Below are 20,959 nucleotides of genomic sequence, written 5' to 3'. Positions count from 1 at the left end.
TTCGTTAAGATCAGCCAAAATTCGACGCTTACTTGTTTAGCGTACCGGCCATTGACCCCTTCCTGACGTTCCGTGTCGTTTTCCCGGCGTGCCGCAACCCTGATGTTGCGATCAGGGTGTGTAAAGGCAAACGTTTACTTAGCGTATTTTACTGTTCAGGTTGGGTCTGGAGTGAGATGTAATGGCAACAATTAAAGATGTAGCGAAACGAGCAAACGTTTCCACTACAACCGTATCACACGTTATTAACAAAACGCGTTTTGTTGCAGAAGAAACGCGTAACGCGGTGTGGGCGGCAATCAAAGAATTGCACTATTCCCCCAGCGCCGTCGCCCGAAGCCTGAAGGTCAACCATACCAAGTCCATCGGCCTGTTGGCGACCAGCAGCGAAGCCGCGTACTTTGCCGAAATTATAGAAGCCGTTGAAAAAAACTGTTTCCAGAAGGGTTATACCCTCATCCTCGGCAACGCGTGGAATAACCTGGAAAAACAGCGCGCCTATCTGTCGATGATGGCGCAAAAACGCGTGGATGGCCTGTTGGTCATGTGTTCAGAATATCCGGAACCTCTGCTTTCTATGCTCGAAGAATACCGTCACATTCCCATGGTAGTGATGGACTGGGGCGAAGCCAAAGCCGATTTCACGGACACGGTGATCGATAACGCCTTTGAAGGCGGCTATATGGCAGGCCGATACCTGGTAGAGCGCGGACATCGTGAAATCGGCGTGATTCCCGGTCCGTTGGAGCGGAACACCGGCGCAGGCCGTCTGGCTGGCTTTATGAAAGCGATGGAAGAAGCGCTGATCAACGTGCCGGAAAACTGGATTGTGCAGGGCGATTTTGAGCCGGAGTCCGGCTACCGCGCAATGCAGCAAATCCTGTCGCAGTCACACCGTCCGACAGCGGTATTCTGCGGCGGCGACATCATGGCGATGGGCGCGCTCTGTGCTGCCGATGAAATGGGTCTGCGCGTCCCGCAGGATGTCTCGCTGATCGGCTATGACAACGTGCGAAACGCGCGCTTCTTTACGCCAGCGTTAACCACTATTCATCAGCCGAAGGATTCTCTGGGTGAAACGGCGTTTAATATGCTGTTAGACCGTATCGTCAATAAGCGCGAGGAATCCCAGTCGATCGAAGTCCACCCGCGACTGATTGAACGTCGCTCTGTTGCGGACGGCCCGTTCCGCGACTACCGCCGTTAAGTCGCGCCTGCGGGAGTCTCATCAGGCTCCCGCAGCCACTCTCTGTTCAGTGTTTCACTGTCTCCCAGATACTCCAGCAGCCACGCCAGCGCCGGCGAGGTATCGTTTTGTTGCCAGGTAAGACAGCAGGCGGCATCCGGGAAAGGATTTTCCAGCTCCAGCGCAACCCACTGCCCCGTGTTAAGACGAGGTTTGGCAAAATGCGTCGGCACCATGCCAATACACAATCCAGCACTGATACAGGTTGCGGAAGAGTCCCAGTCCGGCACGACCATACGGCGTTGATTATCCAGTAACCATGTGACGCGTTTGGGCAGGTTTCGGGAGGTATCCTCCAGCACCAGCGACGGCCAGTTTCGCAACGTGTCGTCGCTCAACGGCCCCATTATGCTCGCCAGCGGATGGGAACGCGCCACCACGCAACTCCAGCTCAACATTCCCATATCGCGAAAGGCATAGCGACCGCCCACCGGAATAGCGCGCGTCGCGCCAATGGCCAACTCCACCCGACCATCGGACAACGCGTCCCAGACGCCGTTGAAAACTTCCTGAAAAACCAGCAGCTCTACATCATCAAAATGACGGTAAAAGTCGACGACCATCTGGCGGGTCCGTTCCGGACGCACGATATTATCCACCGCAACAGGCAACTGCCCGCGCCAGCCATTGGCGATTTGCTGACACTGTTGCCGGGTGTCCTGCATTTTTTTGATAACAGAACGCCCTTCTTTTAAAAACCAGGCCCCGGCGGGCGTCAGCACCACGTCACGGTGGCGGCGTTCAAACAGTGGGACCGCCAACCACTCTTCCAGTTGCCGTACCGTGTAGCTGACCGCAGAAGGCACCCGGTGCAATTCCTGAGCCGCTGAACTGAAGCTGCCGTTACGCGCAACGGCGTCGACGACTTCCAGCGCATATTCTGACCACATAATCTGCCTGCAAAATTTTTGAATGCAATAACCAAATATTACCGTTTCACAAGGAGAAAGACACTCCCTACACTCTGCGCGAAGATAATTCATTAAAATAAGAGAACAACTATGCAAGCAGCGATGCAACCTGGAAAAGGGTTTTTAGTCTGGCTGGCGGGACTGAGCGTACTGGGCTTTCTGGCCACCGACATGTATCTCCCCGCTTTCGCCGCCATTCAATCCGACCTGCAAACGCCCGCGTCGGCGGTCAGCGCCAGCCTCAGCCTGTTTTTAGCAGGTTTTGCCGTCGCGCAACTGCTGTGGGGACCGCTTTCAGACCGCTATGGACGCAAACCGATCCTGCTGTCAGGTTTAGCCATTTTTGCCCTCGGCAGCCTGGGGATGCTGTGGGTAGAAAGCGCCGCCGCACTGCTGGTTTTACGCTTTGTGCAGGCGGTAGGCGTCTGCGCCGCAACCGTGATCTGGCAGGCGCTGGTAACGGACTATTATCCTTCGCAGAAGATTAACCGCATTTTTGCGACCATAATGCCGTTAGTGGGCCTTTCCCCTGCGCTGGCGCCCTTGCTAGGTAGTTGGATCCTGACCCATTTTTCCTGGCAGGCGATTTTCGCCACCCTGTTCGCGATTACCCTGGTGTTGATGCTACCCGCTCTGCGTCTGAAACCGACTCAAAACGCCCGTAAGGATGGCCAGGATAAGCTGACGTTCGCGACGCTGCTGCGTACCCGGGCTTATCGTGGCAATGTGCTGATCTACGCGGCCTGCTCTGCCAGCTTCTTTGCCTGGCTCACCGGTTCGCCGTTTATCCTGAGCGAAATGGGCTATAGTCCGGCGGTCATTGGCCTGAGCTATGTGCCGCAGACCATCGCCTTTCTGGTTGGCGGTTATGGGTGTCGCGCAGCGCTGCAAAAATGGCAGGGGCAGCAGCTTCTTCCCTGGCTGCTGGTCCTCTACGCGCTAAGCGTTGTCGCCACCTGGGGCGTGGGTTTTCTGAATCACGTCTCGCTGACGGAAGTGCTGATCCCCTTCTGCGTCATGGCGATTGCGAACGGCGCGATCTACCCGATAGTCGTGGCCCAGGCGTTACGTCCGTTTCCCCAGGCGACGGGGCGCGCTGCGGCATTGCAGAATACGCTTCAGTTGGGATTATGCTTCCTGGCAAGTCTGGTGGTTTCGTGGTTAATCAGCACCCCACTTCTCACCACCACCAGCGTTATGCTTGCCACCGTGGTGCTGGCGGCATTGGGTTACAAAATGCAGGCGCAGGCGGGTATTGTGGAACGTCAGCAGGACAATACGGAGATGGCCCACGGCGAGACCCATTGATAACGCTAATATATTTTATTCGTTAGGAAGCTAACAATTTTTGGTTGTATCATCGGTTTTTGAGGCCTATACTAAATTTCGGTTGTTAAAAATACGATAATAATTATGTGTTAACGGGAACCGGAGCGTTCCCGCTTCACCATGGATGGCCTTTTCGGCAAGGGTTTCTCCCTTCCTCTGTTCTACGTCGGATTATAGACTCGCGGAATATTTCCGTGAGATTTCTCACAAAGCCAAAAAGCGTCTACGCTGTTTTAAGGTTCTGATCACCGACCAGTGATGGAGAAGCTATGAGTTCATCGTGTATAGAAGAAGTTAACGTACCGGATGACGACTGGTACCGTATCACCAACGAATTATTAAGCCGCGCAGGCATAGCCATCAACGGTCCAGCCCCCGCTGATATCCGCGTCAATAACCCCCGTTTTTTTAAACGCGTATTACAGCAGGGCTCGCTCGGTTTGGGCGAAAGCTATATGGATGGCTGGTGGGAATGCGATCGCCTGGACATGTTTTTTAGCAAAGTCCTTCGCGCCGGACTGGAAAATCAACTCCCCCATCATTTCAAAGATACTCTCCGCATCGCTGGCGCTCGCCTGTTTAATTTACAAAGCAAAAAACGCGCCTGGATTGTCGGCAAAGAACACTACGATCTGGGTAATGATCTGTTTAGTCGAATGCTCGATCCGTATATGCAATATTCCTGCGGATACTGGAAAGAGGCCGGAACGCTTGAGGCGGCACAACAAGCCAAACTCCAACTGATTTGTGAAAAGCTGCAATTACGTCCCGGCATGCGCGTGCTGGATATCGGCTGCGGTTGGGGCGGTCTGGCGCAATATATGGCGACCCACTTCGGCGTCAGCGTGGTCGGCGTGACGATTTCCGCTGAGCAGCAAAAAATGGCGCAGGCGCGCTGTACCGGACTCGATGTCACCATCCTGCTTGAGGACTATCGTGATTTACGCGATCAGTTTGACCGCATTGTCTCGGTCGGGATGTTTGAACACGTCGGCCCGAAAAATTACAACACCTATTTCGAGGTGGTGGATCGGAATTTAAAACCGGACGGCATTTTTCTGCTGCATACCATCGGTTCGAAAAAAACCGACAATAACGTCGACCCGTGGATCAATAAGTATATTTTCCCGAACGGTTGTTTGCCTTCGGTTCGCCAGATCGCGAATGCCAGTGAATCGCACTTTGTGATGGAAGACTGGCATAACTTTGGCGCGGACTATGACACAACCCTCATGGCATGGTATGAGCGATTCCTCGCGGCATGGCCTGATATTGCCGATAACTACAGCGAGCGCTTCAAACGGATGTTCAGCTATTATCTGAATGCCTGTGCGGGCGCGTTCCGCGCGCGGGATATTCAGCTGTGGCAGGTCGTGTTCTCACGCGGCGTAGAAAACGGTTTGCGGGTGGCCCGTTAAGTACCAAGCCCCTGTTCTGCTACAGGGGCTTTACGGGTTACGCTTCGCTTGTCGACCGGACTGTCGCCGCTTCCCGCGCCGCCAGTACCCGTTCTACCGTATCAACCACCGCCTGGGTTTGCGGGTCAATTTCGATATTCACCCGCGCGCCCAGCTTTTTCTTGCCAAGCGTTGTGCGCTCAATCGTTTCCGGAATCAGGTGAACGCAAAAGCGCGTCGCGGTCACTTCGCCTACCGTCAGACTGATCCCGTCAATGCCAATAAATCCTTTGTAGAGGATATATTTCATTAAGGTCGGATCCTGAACTTTAAACCAAATCTGGCGATTATTTTCTGAGGTCAAAATCTTAGAAACCTCTGCCGTGGTCATGATATGACCCGACATCAAATGACCGCCAATTTCATCGCTGAATTTCGCCGCACGTTCAACGTTTACCCGATCCCCCGCTTTCAGCTCGCCAAGATTGGTAATACGCAACGTCTCTTTCATCAGATCAAAACTGATGTGGCTGCCGTTAATGTCGGTCACGGTCAGACAACAGCCGTTATGCGCGACCGACGCGCCCGTCTCCAGCCCGTCCAGCATGTATTCAGGTAATTCCACGACATGGGTGCGAAAGTTTGGTTTTTCATCAACAGACACCACTCTGGCGGTGCCCTGCACAATACCCGTAAACATAACTGCAACTCCCAAATTCAGTTCAACCATTTCTGCCTGCCACAATAGCAGTTGGAAAATCAGGTTGCCAGCGAAGCGCCCCCCGCGCCTGTTTTTTCACTGGAGAAATATCCATTCCTCGCTACAATAGACTGAAATTTCCCCGCATCTTCTTCTTGCTGCCCTTGCTGGCGGCTTTTTTAGTCTCTCTTATAACAACAAAATATAGGTGTTCACGTGCAGAAGTATATTAGCGAAGCGCGTCAGTTATTGGCTCTGGCAATACCGGTGATTCTTGCGCAAATCGCCCAAACCGCAATGGGTTTTGTGGATACCGTCATGGCGGGAGGCTACAGCGCTACCGACATGGCGGCAGTGGCGATTGGTACCTCCATCTGGTTGCCGGCCATTTTATTTGGCCATGGACTGCTGCTGGCGCTAACGCCGGTTATCGCGCAGCTTAACGGCTCAGGCCGACGCGAGCGCATCGCCCATCAGGTCCGTCAGGGTTTCTGGCTGGCAGGCTTTGTCTCGGTTGCCATTATGATTGTGCTGTGGAACGCCGGATACATTATCCGCGCCATGCATAACATCGATCCTGCGCTGGCGGATAAAGCCGTCGGCTATCTCCGCGCGCTGCTGTGGGGCGCACCGGGGTATCTGTTCTTTCAGGTGGCGCGTAACCAGTGCGAAGGTCTGGCAAAAACCAAACCGGGGATGGTGATGGGTTTTATCGGCCTGCTGGTCAACATTCCGGTGAACTATGTGTTTATTTATGGCCATTTCGGGATGCCCGAACTGGGCGGCGTCGGTTGTGGCGTGGCGACAGCGGCCGTTTACTGGGTGATGTTTGTAGCCATGATTTCGTGGGTAAAACACGCTCGCTCCATGCGTGACATTCGGAACGCCGAACGCTTCAGTAAGCCCGATGGCGTAGTGATGAAACGCCTGGTACAACTGGGGTTGCCCATCGCGTTGGCCTTATTTTTCGAAGTGACGTTGTTTGCGGTCGTGGCGCTGCTGGTGTCCCCCCTGGGCATTGTCGACGTGGCAGGCCATCAGATTGCGCTCAACTTCAGTTCGCTGATGTTCGTGCTACCGATGTCGCTTGCGGCAGCGGTTACCATTCGTGTGGGCTATCGTCTGGGGCAAGGTTCGACACTGGATGCGCAAACCGCGGCGCGTACCGGGATCGGTGTGGGCGTTTGCATGGCCTGCATCACCGCCATTTTCACCGTATCGCTGCGTGAGCAGATCGCCCTGCTGTATAACGATAATCCTGAGGTGGTGACACTGGCTGCCCAACTGATGCTGCTGGCGGCAATCTACCAGATTTCTGACTCTATTCAGGTGATCGGCAGCGGCATCCTGCGTGGTTACAAAGACACGCGTTCGATTTTCTATATCACGTTTGTCGCTTACTGGGTCCTGGGTCTACCCAGCGGTTACATCCTTGCGCTGACCGATCTGGTGGTGGACCGTATGGGTCCTGCGGGATTCTGGATGGGCTTTATTATTGGTCTGACGTCAGCCGCCATTATGATGATGTTGCGTATGCGCTTCCTGCAGCGTCAGCCCTCGACGGTTATTCTTCAGCGCGCTGCGCGTTAAATCTGCAATAGCCGCCTTCTGGCGGCTATTCTCTCGTCACTTTGCGCACTTCCTCCGCAATCGAGCGAAAACCGAAAGAAAATAACCCTTTCCCTCTTGCCTCATTCCATCTCTGCCGCTAATATTCGTCCCCGTTGTCACCTACAACGTTGCGTTCATAGCTCAGTTGGTTAGAGCACCACCTTGACATGGTGGGGGTCGTTGGTTCGAGTCCAATTGAACGCACCATCTTTCTGTACAGTGCGTCCGTAGCTCAGTTGGTTAGAGCACCACCTTGACATGGTGGGGGTCGGTGGTTCGAGTCCACTCGGACGCACCATTCAGCTATCTCTCTGTTATTCCCGTTACTTTCTCTCTTTTTCTTTCTTTACGCTCACTCTGTTTTTCTCCTCACGCTTCCGTGTCGCGTTAGCATCAGACCGCATTGATGAAAAACGCCCGACATGCGCCGGGCGTAAAACAACGTCAGTTAACGATTACGGCTTATGTTCAAGCACCGGGTTCGCGTTTATGGCGATACGCTGAGGTTTCTCCTCTTCCGGTATATCCTGTAGCAACGCGATTGTCAGCAAACCGTTTTCCAGCGACGCGCCGGTGACGTTGACATGCTCCGGCAGGCTGTAGCTGGCGCGGAAGTCGCTGCGGCTGATCCCCCGGTGGATCCATCCCTCTTCGCCGTGTTCTGTTTTCTCCTCTTCACGTTTACCGCTGATATTTAGCTGACCGCCGACGGTTTCAATTTCCAGCTCGCTCTCTTTCCAACCCGGCACGCTGAGGGTGAGCTCATAGCGGTTATCCTCCAGCCGCCGGATATTGTACGAAGGCGTGGAGGGCAACGGCGTGCTGCCGGTTAGTTGGCTGAAAAGGCGATCGATGCGGTTAAAGCGGTCCGCAAACAGAGAGTCGGAGAGATCGTGTAATACGGGAAACGTTCTGAGCGTCATCATGTACCTCCTGAACAGTAAAGAAAATATTCAAAAAGTTCATGTCTTACGGGCAGGTGTTGTTTACCCTCACCCGTTTTTCATATATGTCCGTAGCGTTGATTTTCAATACGTCAAAGCGGAATTTTGCGATCTCCATCACGCTACCGGTTTCTTACTCGCCACTTCGCTGAAAAGCAGACTCTCCGTCGAAAAAACCGTCAGGTTTACTGGAATATCCGTTTTGGCGGATCACGCAAGTAGCGGACGTGAGATCATCTCCAGCCCCAGCACTGTCAGAAACAGCAAGAAACATAGCCTGAACAGCCGCAGGCCGATCCGTGCCCGAATTTTTTGTCCCAGCCACATCCCAAGGAGAGCGGGGATAATCGCCATCCCCGACTGGGACAGTTGCCTGACATGAAAAGCATCATGCAGATACAGTCCTGCAGCTAGCGCAATCGTCGAGACGGTAAACGAGAGGCCCAACGCCTGAACCAACTCATCACGCCCGAAACGCAGCGACTGAAGCCATGGCACGGCGGGCATGACAAAGACACCGGTGGCGCCGGTGACAAAGCCAGTGACCATTCCCATGACAGGCGACAACCGACGTTCTAACCGCGCTGAGACGTGCATTGCAGGACGGCATAGCGCATAGCTGGCGTAAATGATAAGCGCGACGCCCAGGCCAACGCCTGCCCACTGCGGCGGAATACTTACCAGCAGAAACGACCCCACAACCGTGCCGATGACGATAAACATCATCATCAGCCAGAGACGCCGCAATACCTCTTGTAAGATAGGCCCCGAAAACAATTGCCAGAGATTCGTCACCAGCGAAGGGATAACCAGAAGCGCCGCCGCTTCAGCCAGCGGCATAACCGTACCAAGCAGCCCCATCGCCACCGTCGGCAACCCCATGCCAGTCACACCTTTAACCCAGCCTGCGGCAATAAATATCAGGAAACAATACAAATAAAGGGGTTCATTCATCTTGCTGGCCCACATTGTTGAACAGAGCGGCATTGGAACATCTGGCCGGAGCCGCCACAATGCGGTATTTTCCTCGGCAACTACGGAAAAACCGAAGGCGGAAATAAATGCGTTTTGATCTGGCCGACCTGCAATTGTTTATCTGTATCGTGGATGCCGGCAGCATCACCGGCGGGGCCTCTGCAGCCAACCTGGCACTGGCGTCCGCCAGCGAACGACTCCGAAAAATGGAAGGAAATTCTGGAATGCCCTTGTTGCTGCGTCATCCGCGCGGGATCTCATTAACGACAGCAGGAGAGGCAGTGGAACGCCATGCCCGCATCATCCTTGAGCAACATCGGCGGTTGCGCGAGGAAATGGTCGCCCTTGCCGCGGGTCATCAGGAGACGCTTCGCCTTTATGCTAACAGCTCAGCGCTGACCACATTTCTGCCGGGTAAACTCGCCGCCTGGCTGGCCTCCCATCCGGGGATACATATCGAAACCGAAGAACGAACCAGCACCGATATTGTCAGCAGCTTACTGTCAGGTGAGGCAGATGTCGGCATTGTTTCAGACGCCGTGGCCGCCGGCATGCTCAAACGGGAGCCCGTCGCGGAGGATCCGCTCGTGCTGATCGTCCCGCTAACGCATCCGCTTGCGGATAAGGAGGCGCTTTTTTTCGTGGATATTATTGCGGCGCCAATGGTGGCGCTTTATTCCACTCGTGCCCTGCAACGCCATATTGAACAAAACGCAGCACATGCTGGCCTGGCGCTTAATATCCGCATTCGGTTGAATCACTATGAGGGATTATGCGAGATGGTGGCGCACGGCACCGGCGTGGCGATTCTTCCCGCCGTCATCGCCGCGCGTTATCAGAGCCGCTATCCTTTTGCGATCGTTGCGCTACGTGATGGCTGGGCGTTGCGCAGGCTGTGCCTGTGCTACCGAAACGACGTCGCCTTTAGCCCCGCCATACGATCCTTATTCGACTGTCTGAGACAGCCCTAACGGCTGTTTCATAACAGCCGCCGCGTCCTGCTTCCCCCGCGGGCGATGTTCAGCAGGCTTACCGTCTTTCAGTAAATTCTGTTAACAGGCGAATTGCCCGGGGATCCGTGCCACCCGGTCTATGCTGTCTATACTTTACCGTTAACGTTTTGTTATGGGAGGTAAGATGGAGTATCTGGCACGGCTTAACGTCGTTACTGTACTAATGTCAGCGACATTCTGGATCAATCTTGGCATCGTTTTCGTTGTCACCTTAATCACCTACTGGCTCATCAACTGGCTGCTGAATTTCATTTACAGAACCATTGAGCGTCGCGATCACAAGGAGATTAAGCATCCGGGGTTACGGGTGATCGTGTTTGACATGTTAAAGCGAACCAGCAAATTGCTGATTTTCTTTGCCGCATTCCTGTTCAGTTTGCGCTTCGTCGCCCTCCCCGATCGGCTGTTTGCAAGCCTGAGCCACGCATGGTTTCTCGTGATCGCCATTCAAATCGCCATCTGGCTGGATCAGGGGGTACAGTCGTGGATGCGCCATCTGCTACACGCGCCCGGTACGCATAAAAATCCGGTCACCCTGGTTATTCTTGGGATGATTCTGCGCGTGGTTGTCTGGTCCATGATGCTGCTGTCGATTCTGGCAAACGCTGGGGTGGATATTACCGCGCTGGTAGCAAGTCTCGGGGTTGGCGGTATCGCCATCGCGCTGGCGGTGCAGACCGTTCTCAGCGACGTCTTCGCCTCGCTATCGATTGGTTTTGATAAGCCTTTCGAGATTGGCGACTTCGTGGTGTTCAATGACGTCGCAGGGACAATTGAGCATATTGGTCTGAAAACAACGCGTATCCGCAGCCTCAGCGGCGAGCAGATTGTTTGCGCCAACGCGCAACTGCTGCAGCAAACCATTCACAACTACAAGCGCATGCAAACGCGCCGCATTGTTTTTACCTTTGGCGTCGCCACCTCCACGCCGCCTGAAAAGCTGCGCCTGATTGGCGATACGGTAAAAAAAATCATTGAGGATGTCGGCGAAACGAAATTCGACCGCGCGCATTTTCTCGCCTTTAATCAGGATCGCCTGACCTTTGAAGTCGTGCATATTGTGAACACAGCCGACTACAACAAATATATGGATATACAGCAGGAGATTAATATTCGTATCATTGAAGCGCTGAATGAGCTAGAGGTGGAGCTGGCGTTGCCAAGTCTGGTGGTACGATCGCCGGTACAGGTCGCAGGCTCGGACAATCCTCTTCACGTTGAGCATTTGCAGGCTGAGAAATAGCGTTATGATGGTCTTTTCAAAAGGAGAGTACGATGGCCAAATTATTACAGCTTCACTTTGCGTTTAACGGCCCGTTCGGGCAGGAAATGACGGAACAACTGCGCGGACTGGCCGAATCCATTAACCAGGAACCCGGCTTTATCTGGAAAGTATGGACTGAAAGTGAACAAAATAAAGAGGCTGGCGGCATCTACCTTTTTGAAAGCGAAGAGACCGCCCTCGCGTATCTGGAAAAGCATAGCGCGCGTTTAAAGAATCTTGGTGTCAATGAAGTCATCGCCAAAGTCTTTGATGTTAACGTGCCGCTAAGCCAGTTAAACCACAGCCACGTGGCGTAAATGACGCATCCAGAGGGGGCTATGCCCCCTTTCTTCTCTTTCCTGTGCATTTTCCTTTCCGTCCTTTAAACCTCGCATCAGATAGACAGACAGCCAACCAGGCACTACATGTTAAGTCATGTCTGTCGCCACTGGCGCGTTTTGCGGATGAGAGGTGTGTATGTCTGTTGTGGTTATTACCGGAGGTAGCGCCGGAGCAGGAAAAGCAATCTCTGTGCGTTTCGCACAGGCTGGATATGACGTTGCGGTGATAGCCAGAGATGACGAAGGTCTTCAGGAAACCTGTGAGGAGTGCGAAAAATATGGCGTGAAAACGCTGGGTATTAGCGTCGATGTCTCCAAAGCCAATGCCACTCACGACGCAGCGGAAATGATTGAAAGTCGGCTGGGCGCCATTGATGTGTGGGTTAACAGCGCCATGACAACGGTACTGTCACCGTTTCGGGAAATCACCCCCGCAGAGTTTCAGCGCGTCACCGAAGTGACCTATCTGGGCTTCGTTAATGGTACCCGCGCGGCGCTGGCGATGATGGCGCCGCGAGACAGAGGCATTATCATCCAGGTCGGTTCCGCGTTAGCCTACCGCTCGATTCCCCTTCAGTCTGCTTACTGTGGCGCCAAAGCGGCCATCCGCGGCTTTACTGACGCCGTACGCACCGAACTGATGCATGAGCACAGCAAGGTGCATATCACGATGGTACAAATGCCGGGAATGAATACCCCGCAGTTTGGCTGGTCGCGCAACAAAATGGACGCGGCGATGCAGCCCGTGCCACCGGTGTACCAGCCCGAAGTCGCCGCAGAAGCGGTATTTAGCGTGGTGAAACGTCCGGTTCGCGAACTGTGGGTTGGGAAAAGCACCGTACAGTCAATCGTCGGCCAGTTTTTCTTTCCCCGCTGGCTCGACCGGCTGATGGTAAAGAAAGCCTGGGAAGGCCAGCTTACCGATGATCCCAGTCCCCATGACAGTGCGGACATTCTCTACACGCCCCGACGGGGCAATCATCCCACTCACGGTGAATTCAGCGAAGGCGCAAAAACACGCGCGTTCACCCTGTCATCTGACTTCCCCGGTAAGCTCGCCGCAGGCGCCGCGCTGACCACCCTTGCGCTGGTGATCGGGCTGATAGCGCGGCGTAAAAAACGCTAATCGCGCCGACGGGAAAACCAGCGGTAGCCGTAGCCGTTCAGGAGGAGCGGCACGGCCTTCCCGCCCCGAAGCGTATCGTCATACCCCTTGTCTGCCAGGCAGGCTTCCCAGTAGCCGTCCGCAATGTTTTTTAGCGCTGCCTTAACCGGCTTTTCGCTGAAATTGGCCAGCGCCAGAACATCACGCTGCTCGCCATGGTAAAGAATGGCGAACACGGCCTCCTGTTTGAGCGGAATAATCTTCCACGGCGCCTGACAAATTTCATGCAGTTCCGCCCGAATATTCACCATATGACGCACCCGGTGCAACAAAGAATGGCGGCTTAGCTGCGACCGCTCTACGTTGACTTTTTTATAGCGCCACGGGCCGGACGCGATCGGTTGTCTGAATAAGCGCGACGTATCCGCAGTGGAAAATCCGCCATTTTTATCTGCCGACCACTGCATCGGCGTTCTGACCGAATAGCGCTCTTTCAGGCTAAGATCGTCACCCATTCCAATTTCATCACCGTAGCGGATCACCGGTACACCAGGCAGCGACAACAGCACCGCGTGACAAAACGCCAGCCGTTCGATATTCCCTGACAGCATCGGCGCCAGCCGTCTGCGTAACCCTCGCTGGTAAACATACATATCCTCGTCAGGGGCAAACGCGTCCAGCACCTTTTGCTTATTTACCTCGCCGATCCCCTCGAGATCCAGCTCATCGTGATTTCGCAGCCAGTTGGCAAAGCAGCAGCCATCCGGCGGCACAATCATCTTACTGAGCGCCCCGGCAAGCGGCAGTGCTTTTTTCTCCGCCAGGCTGACATAAAAATATTTATTCACCCAAAAGTTCAGCGCAATATGCAGCCGATCGTTTTTGCCGAAGTAGTTGCGATACGCTTGCGGGGCAACATCAACTTCGCCCAGCAGGATCGCTTCCGGATTCACGCTTTCTATCAGCCCGCGCAACTGCTCAAGGATCCAGTACCCCTTTTTGTCGTTACCGCCTCCGGCCTGTTTGGTTAAGTGAGAGGCCGCGTCGAGGCGAAAACCAGACACGCCAATCTTCAGCCAGAAGCGCACGATATTTTCGATTTCGTGGATAACCGCCTTTGAGGTGAGATTGAGATCGGGCTCATGACGATAGAACATATGCCGGTAGAATTGTTGAGCCTGTTCATCCCAGCGCCAGACGGATTCCTCCACCCCTGGAAACATGGGCGGATCGTCTTTTTCCGGGGGGGTATCGGCCCACAAATAAAAGTCCCGATAGAACGAATCGGGACTGCGTCTGGCCTCCTGAAACCACATGTGTTCAGAAGAGGTATGCTGAATCACCAGTTCGATGATCACATGCAGGCCCAGCGCCCGGGCCTGTTCGATAAACTCAATCACATCAGCAATCACCCCAAAACGAGGATCCGGTTGCAGATGGTCTGCGATATCGTAGCCTTCATCGCGAAACGGCGTAAGGTAAAACGGCGTGATCCAGATGGCTGTCGCGCCAAGACTGCGGATGTAATGCAGCTTTTCAGCGATCCCGGCAATATCGCCGAAGCCATCGCCATTCGCATCATAAAAGAGTGAAGTATCGACTTGATAGATCACCGCCTGGCTGTACCACTTCTGTTTTTTCTTCATAAGCTCGCTCCCAACGCGTGCTGGCAATGTTGCAAAAACGTCTGGTGTTATTGCAGACAGGAGAGATATTTCTCTGCCGAGCGCAGCACAATCTCATGCGCATGAGCCGTAATGTCCTGACCTTCAAACGCGCCGTACAGCTGTTCAAATGAAACGTCTTGCAGTCGCCGGGCAATCGCCGCGACACAAGCTGCGGACAGCGGCAGCATGTTGGGGTAGCTCCACATAAAGGAGACGGCGTTCGCGCCGGGTGTGACCTGAAGAATATCGCCTGCAAGGATCGTTCCGGCGCCCTCTCGCCAGTGCAGGACGGTGCCGCCTGCAAAATGGCCGCCGAGCCGCAGCAGCGTCACGGACGGCAGCACGTCGAGAGTGTCGCCTTCCCATCGCTGTATAAACGGGCTGTCGCGCATGATCCAGCGCCGATCGTCGGCATGAAGATAAACCGGGGCGTTAAACTCTGCCGCCCAGTCCTGCATGGTGGTGTAGTAGTGCGGATGCGAAATGGCGATGGCGCGCAGACCGCCCAGGGCGGCAATCAACGTCCGGGTCGCCGGATCGAGATTGGCGATACAATCCCAAAGGATATTCCCCGCGGGCGTTCTGAGCAGAAACGCCCGCTGGTTTATCGCAAATGAGGGAACCGTTTTGAGGGTAAAAAGCGACGGTGTGACCTGACGCCATTTGTTGGCGTGGCTGGACACCAGCGCGTCAAAATCCGTCCACTCCTGCCCTGATACCGGCACATATTGCCGTTCATCATCACAAACAGGACAGCGCGCTACGTTACGCTGGCTGTCGTCATATGATGTGCCGCAGGCTTTACACAGTATAATCATCTTCACTCCCGTTCCGGTTTGAACAAAAGTAAGTATGGCAGAGGATGCGCGAAGGAATAGCAATCGTCCGGTATCGTTACGTCCGCACTTTACACCGTGGCGGCATTACCGCATACGCGGAAATCGGTGCGGCGATGGCGAAAACCGTCTCGTCCCCGGCAGGCCGCGTTCGCCGCCGTCTCTATTTCTTCGATCGATAACATCGCAGATTTTGCACATGCAACCCCCGGCATTCTTGTCCTATACTGGTCGCATCTCAAAAATGAAATCATGCAGGTGAGTAATGGAAATTGATCTCGACAATCTGGTGTTTGACGGACTGGATGAAGCACAAACGCGCAACGCGGAACGTCTGGAAGATGCGGACAAAAAAGCAGAATCGGTGATCGCCGATGATGACTGCGGCGATGCGTGCAAAATCTGACATAAAAAGCGACGTAATATCAGGGTCGGAAAACGCCCGATAGTAACACGGTTGCGTCGGATAGCAGCGTAACGTGCTATCCGACCAACATCCTGCTGCATCAGCATATCTGTCAGGAGTGACTCAGCACTCGACAAACTGATGCGTATCGTCGAGACGGTATTTCACCCCTGCCCGAATTCCTTTTTCACCTTCCACGGCCACCGCAAAACGCATTCGCTCACCGTCATGATAAGCCAACGCCGCACACCCGCCTGGCCCAAGCACAATGGCGTCGACCACGCCTGTACTGGCTATCACGGCGTTGTCGCCGTTGCAGATAATGTGTACATTGTCGCCGCTGTTGGCAATTCTGGCGCTGGCGCCGAAGCTGACGATCTGCGTGAGATCGCCATTGCTGGCAATATGGCTTCTCTCTCCCACCGCGCTGACCCGAACGCGCATCCCGCTACTGGCGATACGCGTGCCGTTACCTGCGCTGCTAATTCGCGTGGAGTTTCCCGCGGCTGCGATTCTGGCGCGATCGCCCGAACTGCTGATATGACTGTTATAGCCCATGCTGCCAAGCCGCACACAGTCGCCCGCACTGGCGATCTGCGCCGCGTAACCCACACTGGCGATTTTCATGTTATCGTCCGCGCATCCCAGACGGGCGTTATCCGCGGCGTTGGCAATCTGCCGACCACTCGTTACGACGTCAGGCAGCATCGGTGAGGACATGGCGAAAATATCCTGCCGGACAAAGTTTTCTTCGTCTATCCAGCGTGACCAGGCGTACTCCACCAGGCTGTTTGCCCAGTCGATATACCCGTCACGGCTTAACGCACGATGTACGTCAGCATAACTGCCGCCTTCCGGAAAACGCCGCAGGAACCAGCGGTACATCACTTTTCCAACCCGCCAGTTGCGTAAATCCTCTCGCGTCACAATCATCGGTTAATGCCGGTGATAGCCATCGACCATGCAACGGAATGTCTCCCCGGGCGTTCGTCCCGTGGTGCACAGATACAGATGTCCAAAGATAAAAAACAGGCTGACGATGGCCAGCGCGAAATGCGCCTGAAGCAGCCAATAGCGTACGCCGGGAAGGACATCCCCTGTGGCCTGTGGATACAGCGAAAGAAGACCGCTCAATAACAGCAGCGGCAGCAAGCCGTACATCACCCCGACATAAGCTGCCTGCTGTAACGGGTTAAACTTCGCCCGTGGCGTAGCCGGAAACGGGTGCGCATCTCCTTGTAAAATACCGTACAGATAAAAACGGGTTTGTTTCTTCGCTCTCGCCAACCAGCCATGCGGCTGAATGAGATAATGATGACCATTGCCGCCCAGGGCGTTAATCAACACAAAGCCCACCCAGCATGCCAGTAGCATAAATCCACAGATTTCATGTACCGCCAACACACTTTTAGTCACCAACGGACTGACCAGCGAAAAGTGGTTAATGAGCCCACTGGCAAGCAAAAGGATAAACAATAACGCGTTAGACCAGTGCCACAAGCGCACCGCTTTTGAATACAAATAAACTTTCTCGCCATGCGCGGCCGCGACCTTGCGAACGGCGCGAAAACGAAGCCAGGCGTGCAGCCCCAGCACCAGCCACATCACTACCAGCAACACGCCCGCTATAACCAGCCAGACTGGCCAGTACTCCGGGGAAAACAGCGGCACGTAGCTCGCCAGTTGGGCGTGAAATTGTTCGGCACTCTGCGACGCGTTCATACATTTTCCTTCTTAATCAAATGTTGACCGAACCGACGATAAAGATGAGGCTCGCCTGCGCCAGGAAGCTGATACTGATAATATTTATTGTCCTGCAGCCAGCGCTGGATTTCAGGGCTATCTTCGCGTCCAAAGAGCAGTGCATGTTCCGGACAAGACGAGACACAGATGGGCGGGAACCCTTTCGCCAGTCGCGACTCTGCGCAAAAATCGCATTTATCCGCCACCTTGGTGTGAGGATTCAGATAGCGCACCTGGTACGGACAGGCGCCAATACAATAGCTGCAACCAATACAGCGTGACGCATTTACGCGAACAATCCCCTGCTCATCACGCCAGGACGCGCCGGTTGGGCAGACGTCAATGCACGGCGCCTCGTCGCAGTGCTGACAAGACTGGCGGAAAAAATGATACAGGGTTTCGTTTTCATCCTCGGTGACAGGGATGTGCGCGATCGATAAGCGGCTTCCCTGCGCAGGAACATGATTGGTTTTGCGACAGGCGCGGGCGCAAATGTTACAACCGTTGCAGCGCGTTTCGTCGTGGATCATGACATAGCGCGCCGTTCCGCCTTGTGTCGTATTCGCCAGCAGCGACTGGCCCGGTCCGCTGAAAAAAATGACCGTCCCCATGCCAAGCACAAATTTTCGTCGAGTGAAGGACATCTTGTTATCCTCTAATGCGGTGGTCGCCCTCGCCACGCTATCCATGAATTCAGGGATTCTGAAACCGTTCAACTTCCAGCCATTCGCACAACCCATAGGCTTTGCCATAACGCATATAGCGCTCGCTAAAGAGATACGGAACGCCGTTGGATGACGTCACCGGGCGAATATCGGCATAGTCGGGATGTGTTTCGATCGCCGCCAGCGCGGCGGCGATCTGCGCAGACTCGAAGTGGTAAGGCGACTGTTCCAGCATAGCGACCTTGTACGGGCGCGGATACGTCTGACATTCAAAACGCACCGCCTGAGCGATTGCCCGACAAAGATCCTTTTCCAGCACCTGCACACACATGTCGGCATAGTTGGCGCTCATGCTGCCCGTTGAGTAGAAATAAACCTCCTGGGCGCCGTGCACACACGCGATATCCGCGCCCACCACCCCTTCAACGAGAGCGGCCAATAATGGCGCAAGCTCGGCTTCTTCCATAGAATACGGCGGCTGTAGAAACAGTGCGCGCGCCACAAGCTGTCCTGCCGCCGTATGCTGGCGAATAAAATCAGCCATTATCTCTGCGGGGCTTGCCGGTTCAACAGGCGCACTATCCGCGTCATGCAAACGTAGCGCCTGCAGCCACTGCCGTTTTTCGAGATCCACGTCCGTCGTCGCTTCCGCGCCGACTTCCTCCAGATGGCTCATAAGGCTTTCCTTACGCTGGCAGCAAATTCTGCGCGGCCAGGTCAGCCGCCACGTCATCCAGTCCAAGCCGAATCAACGTGTCACGCGTTGGGCAACCCAGCTCAGGATCCCAGCCCATTTCCTGATAAAACAGGGTTAGCGACTCGCGCATATCGTCTCGATCCATCTTATCGGTGCCTTCAGTAAAGACCGGAATAGCCGGGTCTTTGTCGAATACCCATGAACAAATAAGATCGTGTTCGTTGCGCATATCTTTGGTCTGCATCAGTTTCACCGTGTATGCCCGATGCAACGTAAAGATACGTTCAGCGGCCAGATCGAGGCTTGCCTGGGTGGTTTCGTCACCGGTTACCGCCTGAAAGAATTTCGCTTCCAGATCCAGATCGCCCCGGTAGTTACGGCTTTTCAGCGGCGATACCGTCATCGGCCAGACCCAGTTACAGAGCGTGACAGCGTTATGAAGACAGACCTTCAGCAGGGTCCATTTGGCGTAACGGATTTTAGCCGGATTAATCGGCGTATAATTTTTGGTTTCGTCGTAAGCATCTTCAGAGCCGAACAGCTCTGCCGCCACCTCTCGCTGAAGTTTCAACGGCAAACCGGAGCCAATAAAATTAATGTGCGTATGGGTCATGCAGTCGCGGTTGAACATGCAATTAGTAATCGCTCCGACCTGCGCGGAGGCTTCGTTAGCGTGATGTACCGGATACCCAAACGGGGACCACAGTTTGTTTTTCGCATAGCCCCAGTATTCCTCGCCCAGTTGCCAACGCTCTGCGATGGCATATGAACCATCCGCGAGATGACTGAGTTCGCCGACACGGTGAGCCAGACGATAATAAAAATCCTTGATGAAATGAGGATCGCCCGCCTCCAGTTGATCCCACGGAATTGACGCATATTCTTCGGCGGGTAATACGCGTTTAAAGACCCCTTTGCTGTAGCAGTAGGTAAAATCACGGTGCAACTGGCCGTAGTTGCACCAGATACCGTAATCATCGAACAGGTTCAGGCCAATAAGATTACCGATGACGCGCCCATCGTCTTTGTCCTCAAAATCCTTCGGCCCGTTCGGAAAAATGGTGGTGTGCACAAAGTTTGCCACGCAGGTGTTGCCGCCGGTGCTCGGTACGCCGAAATCTTTCACCCGGGGAATATTCATCTGCGTCATGCAGCGGATCGGACAGGAGTGACAGCCGCTCATTTTGACGGTGTATTTTTCTGCGGCCGGACCCAGATCGAAGACGGATTTGTAGGTACGGAAACCGACGGTATTTTGATTCCCCGGGGGAATTTCGCCTGTCTCGATAGGCCCGCCTTCGGCGGCCCCCCAGTAAAGCCCCTTTCTCGCCGTCCAGCGCGAGGCTGGAGAAGAATATTCCGCCCACGCTTGCGGAGTGCTTGGTACAACGTGGTTGTTATTCGCGCCAATCAGTTCCGTCATCATATAATCGTTCAGACGTTTCATCTCTTTGCGATCGGCGATATTTACGCCTTTTGTGCCCTCAACCGCAATGGCTTTCAGGTTCTTCGATCCCATGATCGCCCCGGTTCCGGCGCCGCCGCTATGGTTGCGGCTGTTGAGCATGCAAGAGAGCGGAACGAGGTTTTCACCTGCCTGACCAATTGCCGCCACGCAGGTTTCCGCGGAGGTCATGCGGCAAATTTCTTCGGTGGTCGCGCGAGTGCCTTTCCCCCATAAAAAATCGGCTTTCTCGATCGTCACCTTTTCGTCTTTGATATTAATCCACACAGGAGACGCCGCCTTGCCCTCGATAATAATGGCGTCATAACCGGCAAATTTCATTTGCGCCGCAAAAAAGCCCCCCATATGGGCATCAACAACCAAATTTCCCTTAGTGAATGTGGAAAGCGATGTGATATTCACGCGAGAGCTACAGGGCGCTCCGGAACCGGTTAACGGTCCCGTCGCAAATACCAGTTTATTACTTTCGTCAAAAGGCTTCGTACCCGGAGGCACTTCGTCATACATTATCTTATAGCCGAAGCCCATTCCGCCGATGAATTTTTTAAATTTACTGGAATCTTCAAGGGTAATATCGCCTGTAGTAAGATTGACCCGTAAAATATTACCTGTCCAACCGTTAGCCATAATGTTTTCCTTTGTAA

The 20,959-nt window shown here is 54.2% G+C and carries 20 protein-coding genes and 2 tRNA genes; 11 read left to right on the top strand and 11 right to left on the bottom strand.

Annotated features, from left to right (window positions below; translation table 11 throughout):
• Nucleotides 1–181: 181 nt before the first annotated feature.
• Nucleotides 182–1,207, top strand: a complete 1,026-nt coding sequence (gene purR, locus CSE01S_RS00230; RefSeq protein ID WP_042282761.1) for an HTH-type transcriptional repressor PurR — start codon at nt 182–184, stop codon at nt 1,205–1,207.
• Here the strand turns inward: purR and punR are convergent.
• A complete protein-coding gene (gene punR / locus CSE01S_RS00225) occupies nt 1,204–2,136 on the bottom strand; it encodes a DNA-binding transcriptional activator PunR (RefSeq protein ID WP_042282759.1) in 933 nt (310 codons plus the stop codon). The genes purR and punR overlap by 4 nt on opposite strands.
• Before the next feature lie 123 nt (nt 2,137–2,259).
• On the opposite strand from punR, the gene punC reads away from it, so the two are divergent.
• Together punC and cfa are read left to right on the top strand one after the other, a co-directional pair.
• A complete protein-coding gene (punC, locus tag CSE01S_RS00220) occupies nt 2,260–3,465 on the top strand; it encodes a purine nucleoside transporter PunC (protein WP_042284680.1) in 1,206 nt (401 codons plus the stop codon).
• A 290-nt stretch (nt 3,466–3,755) separates the two neighbouring features.
• Nucleotides 3,756–4,904 carry a cyclopropane fatty acyl phospholipid synthase gene (cfa, locus tag CSE01S_RS00215; RefSeq protein ID WP_042282757.1) on the top strand — a complete coding sequence of 383 codons (1,149 nt, stop codon included), beginning with the start codon at nt 3,756–3,758 and terminating at the stop codon, nt 4,902–4,904.
• 37 nt (nt 4,905–4,941) lie between these two features.
• On the opposite strand, the gene CSE01S_RS00210 is transcribed toward cfa, so the two are convergent.
• A complete protein-coding gene (locus tag CSE01S_RS00210) occupies nt 4,942–5,583 on the bottom strand; it encodes a riboflavin synthase (RefSeq protein WP_042284678.1) in 642 nt (213 codons plus the stop codon).
• 216 nt (nt 5,584–5,799) lie between these two features.
• Here CSE01S_RS00210 and mdtK point away from each other — a divergent pair, with 216 nt between their 5' ends.
• The 3 genes from mdtK to CSE01S_RS00195 all read left to right on the top strand — a co-directional run bounded on the left by mdtK (nt 5,800) and on the right by CSE01S_RS00195 (nt 7,492).
• Nucleotides 5,800–7,173 (top strand): MdtK family multidrug efflux MATE transporter, encoded by a 1,374-nt coding sequence (mdtK, locus tag CSE01S_RS00205; RefSeq protein ID WP_042282755.1) that lies wholly within the window; start codon nt 5,800–5,802, stop codon nt 7,171–7,173.
• Nucleotides 7,174–7,324: 151 nt separating this feature from the next.
• A tRNA-Val gene (locus CSE01S_RS00200) sits at nt 7,325–7,401 on the top strand.
• 14 nt (nt 7,402–7,415) lie between these two features.
• Nucleotides 7,416–7,492: transfer RNA gene (locus CSE01S_RS00195), tRNA-Val, on the top strand.
• Nucleotides 7,493–7,649: 157 nt separating this feature from the next.
• Here the strand turns inward: CSE01S_RS00195 and CSE01S_RS00190 are convergent.
• Complete coding sequence (locus CSE01S_RS00190) at nt 7,650–8,120, bottom strand: Hsp20 family protein (protein ID WP_084588962.1); 471 nt, start codon at nt 8,118–8,120, stop codon at nt 7,650–7,652.
• A 228-nt stretch (nt 8,121–8,348) separates the two neighbouring features.
• Entirely contained in the window at nt 8,349–9,092 is a 744-nt protein-coding gene (locus CSE01S_RS00185; protein WP_042284675.1) for a sulfite exporter TauE/SafE family protein, read from the bottom strand.
• Nucleotides 9,093–9,199: 107 nt separating this feature from the next.
• On the opposite strand from CSE01S_RS00185, the gene CSE01S_RS00180 reads away from it, so the two are divergent.
• The 4 genes from CSE01S_RS00180 (at nt 9,200) to CSE01S_RS00165 (ending at nt 12,857) form a co-directional block, all read left to right on the top strand.
• Nucleotides 9,200–10,084, top strand: a complete 885-nt coding sequence (locus CSE01S_RS00180; RefSeq protein WP_042282752.1) for a LysR substrate-binding domain-containing protein — start codon at nt 9,200–9,202, stop codon at nt 10,082–10,084.
• Nucleotides 10,085–10,250: 166 nt separating this feature from the next.
• Nucleotides 10,251–11,369, top strand: a complete 1,119-nt coding sequence (locus tag CSE01S_RS00175) for a mechanosensitive ion channel family protein (protein WP_042282750.1) — start codon at nt 10,251–10,253, stop codon at nt 11,367–11,369.
• 32 nt (nt 11,370–11,401) lie between these two features.
• Entirely contained in the window at nt 11,402–11,707 is a 306-nt protein-coding gene (locus CSE01S_RS00170) for a monooxygenase (RefSeq protein WP_042282748.1), read from the top strand.
• Nucleotides 11,708–11,867: 160 nt separating this feature from the next.
• Entirely contained in the window at nt 11,868–12,857 is a 990-nt protein-coding gene (locus CSE01S_RS00165; protein ID WP_042282747.1) for an SDR family oxidoreductase, read from the top strand.
• Here CSE01S_RS00165 and CSE01S_RS00160 read toward each other — a convergent pair.
• Nucleotides 12,854–14,482, bottom strand: a complete 1,629-nt coding sequence (locus CSE01S_RS00160; RefSeq protein WP_042282745.1) for an alpha-amylase family protein — start codon at nt 14,480–14,482, stop codon at nt 12,854–12,856. The two genes, CSE01S_RS00165 and CSE01S_RS00160, sit on opposite strands and share 4 nt — an antisense overlap.
• Before the next feature lie 47 nt (nt 14,483–14,529).
• Nucleotides 14,530–15,321: an MBL fold metallo-hydrolase gene (locus CSE01S_RS00155; protein WP_042282742.1), complete on the bottom strand. Its 792-nt coding sequence runs from the start codon at nt 15,319–15,321 to the stop codon at nt 14,530–14,532.
• Between the two features lie 283 nt (nt 15,322–15,604).
• Here CSE01S_RS00155 and CSE01S_RS22970 point away from each other — a divergent pair, with 283 nt between their 5' ends.
• The gene (locus CSE01S_RS22970; RefSeq protein WP_120714875.1) at nt 15,605–15,745 is read left to right on the top strand and encodes a hypothetical protein; all 141 of its coding nucleotides are present in this window, start codon (nt 15,605–15,607) and stop codon (nt 15,743–15,745) included.
• Between the two features lie 123 nt (nt 15,746–15,868).
• Here the strand turns inward: CSE01S_RS22970 and ydhT are convergent, their stop codons facing one another.
• The 5 genes from ydhT to CSE01S_RS00130 are packed head-to-tail and all read right to left on the bottom strand — an operon-like array spanning nt 15,869 to nt 20,942.
• On the bottom strand, nt 15,869–16,678 hold the full coding sequence (gene ydhT, locus CSE01S_RS00150) for a protein YdhT (protein ID WP_042282740.1): 810 nt from the start codon (nt 16,676–16,678) through the stop codon (nt 15,869–15,871).
• Between the two features lie 3 nt (nt 16,679–16,681).
• Entirely contained in the window at nt 16,682–17,467 is a 786-nt protein-coding gene (gene phsC, locus CSE01S_RS00145) for a thiosulfate reductase cytochrome B subunit (protein WP_042282738.1), read from the bottom strand.
• Nucleotides 17,464–18,132 (bottom strand): 4Fe-4S dicluster domain-containing protein, encoded by a 669-nt coding sequence (locus CSE01S_RS00140; RefSeq protein WP_072014927.1) that lies wholly within the window; start codon nt 18,130–18,132, stop codon nt 17,464–17,466. Before CSE01S_RS00140 ends, phsC begins: the two co-directional genes overlap by 4 nt.
• Nucleotides 18,133–18,181: 49 nt before the next feature.
• Nucleotides 18,182–18,829 carry a YdhW family putative oxidoreductase system protein gene (locus tag CSE01S_RS00135; protein WP_042282737.1) on the bottom strand — a complete coding sequence of 216 codons (648 nt, stop codon included), beginning with the start codon at nt 18,827–18,829 and terminating at the stop codon, nt 18,182–18,184.
• Nucleotides 18,830–18,839: 10 nt separating this feature from the next.
• Complete coding sequence (locus CSE01S_RS00130) at nt 18,840–20,942, bottom strand: aldehyde ferredoxin oxidoreductase (protein WP_042282735.1); 2,103 nt, start codon at nt 20,940–20,942, stop codon at nt 18,840–18,842.
• Between the last annotated feature and the right edge of the window lie 17 nt (nt 20,943–20,959).

It is taken from the genome of Citrobacter sedlakii NBRC 105722 (assembly GCF_000759835.1).
Taxonomy (GTDB): Bacteria; Pseudomonadota; Gammaproteobacteria; order Enterobacterales; family Enterobacteriaceae; genus Citrobacter_A; species Citrobacter_A sedlakii.
This window is presented reverse-complemented; position numbering and strand designations above follow the sequence as displayed.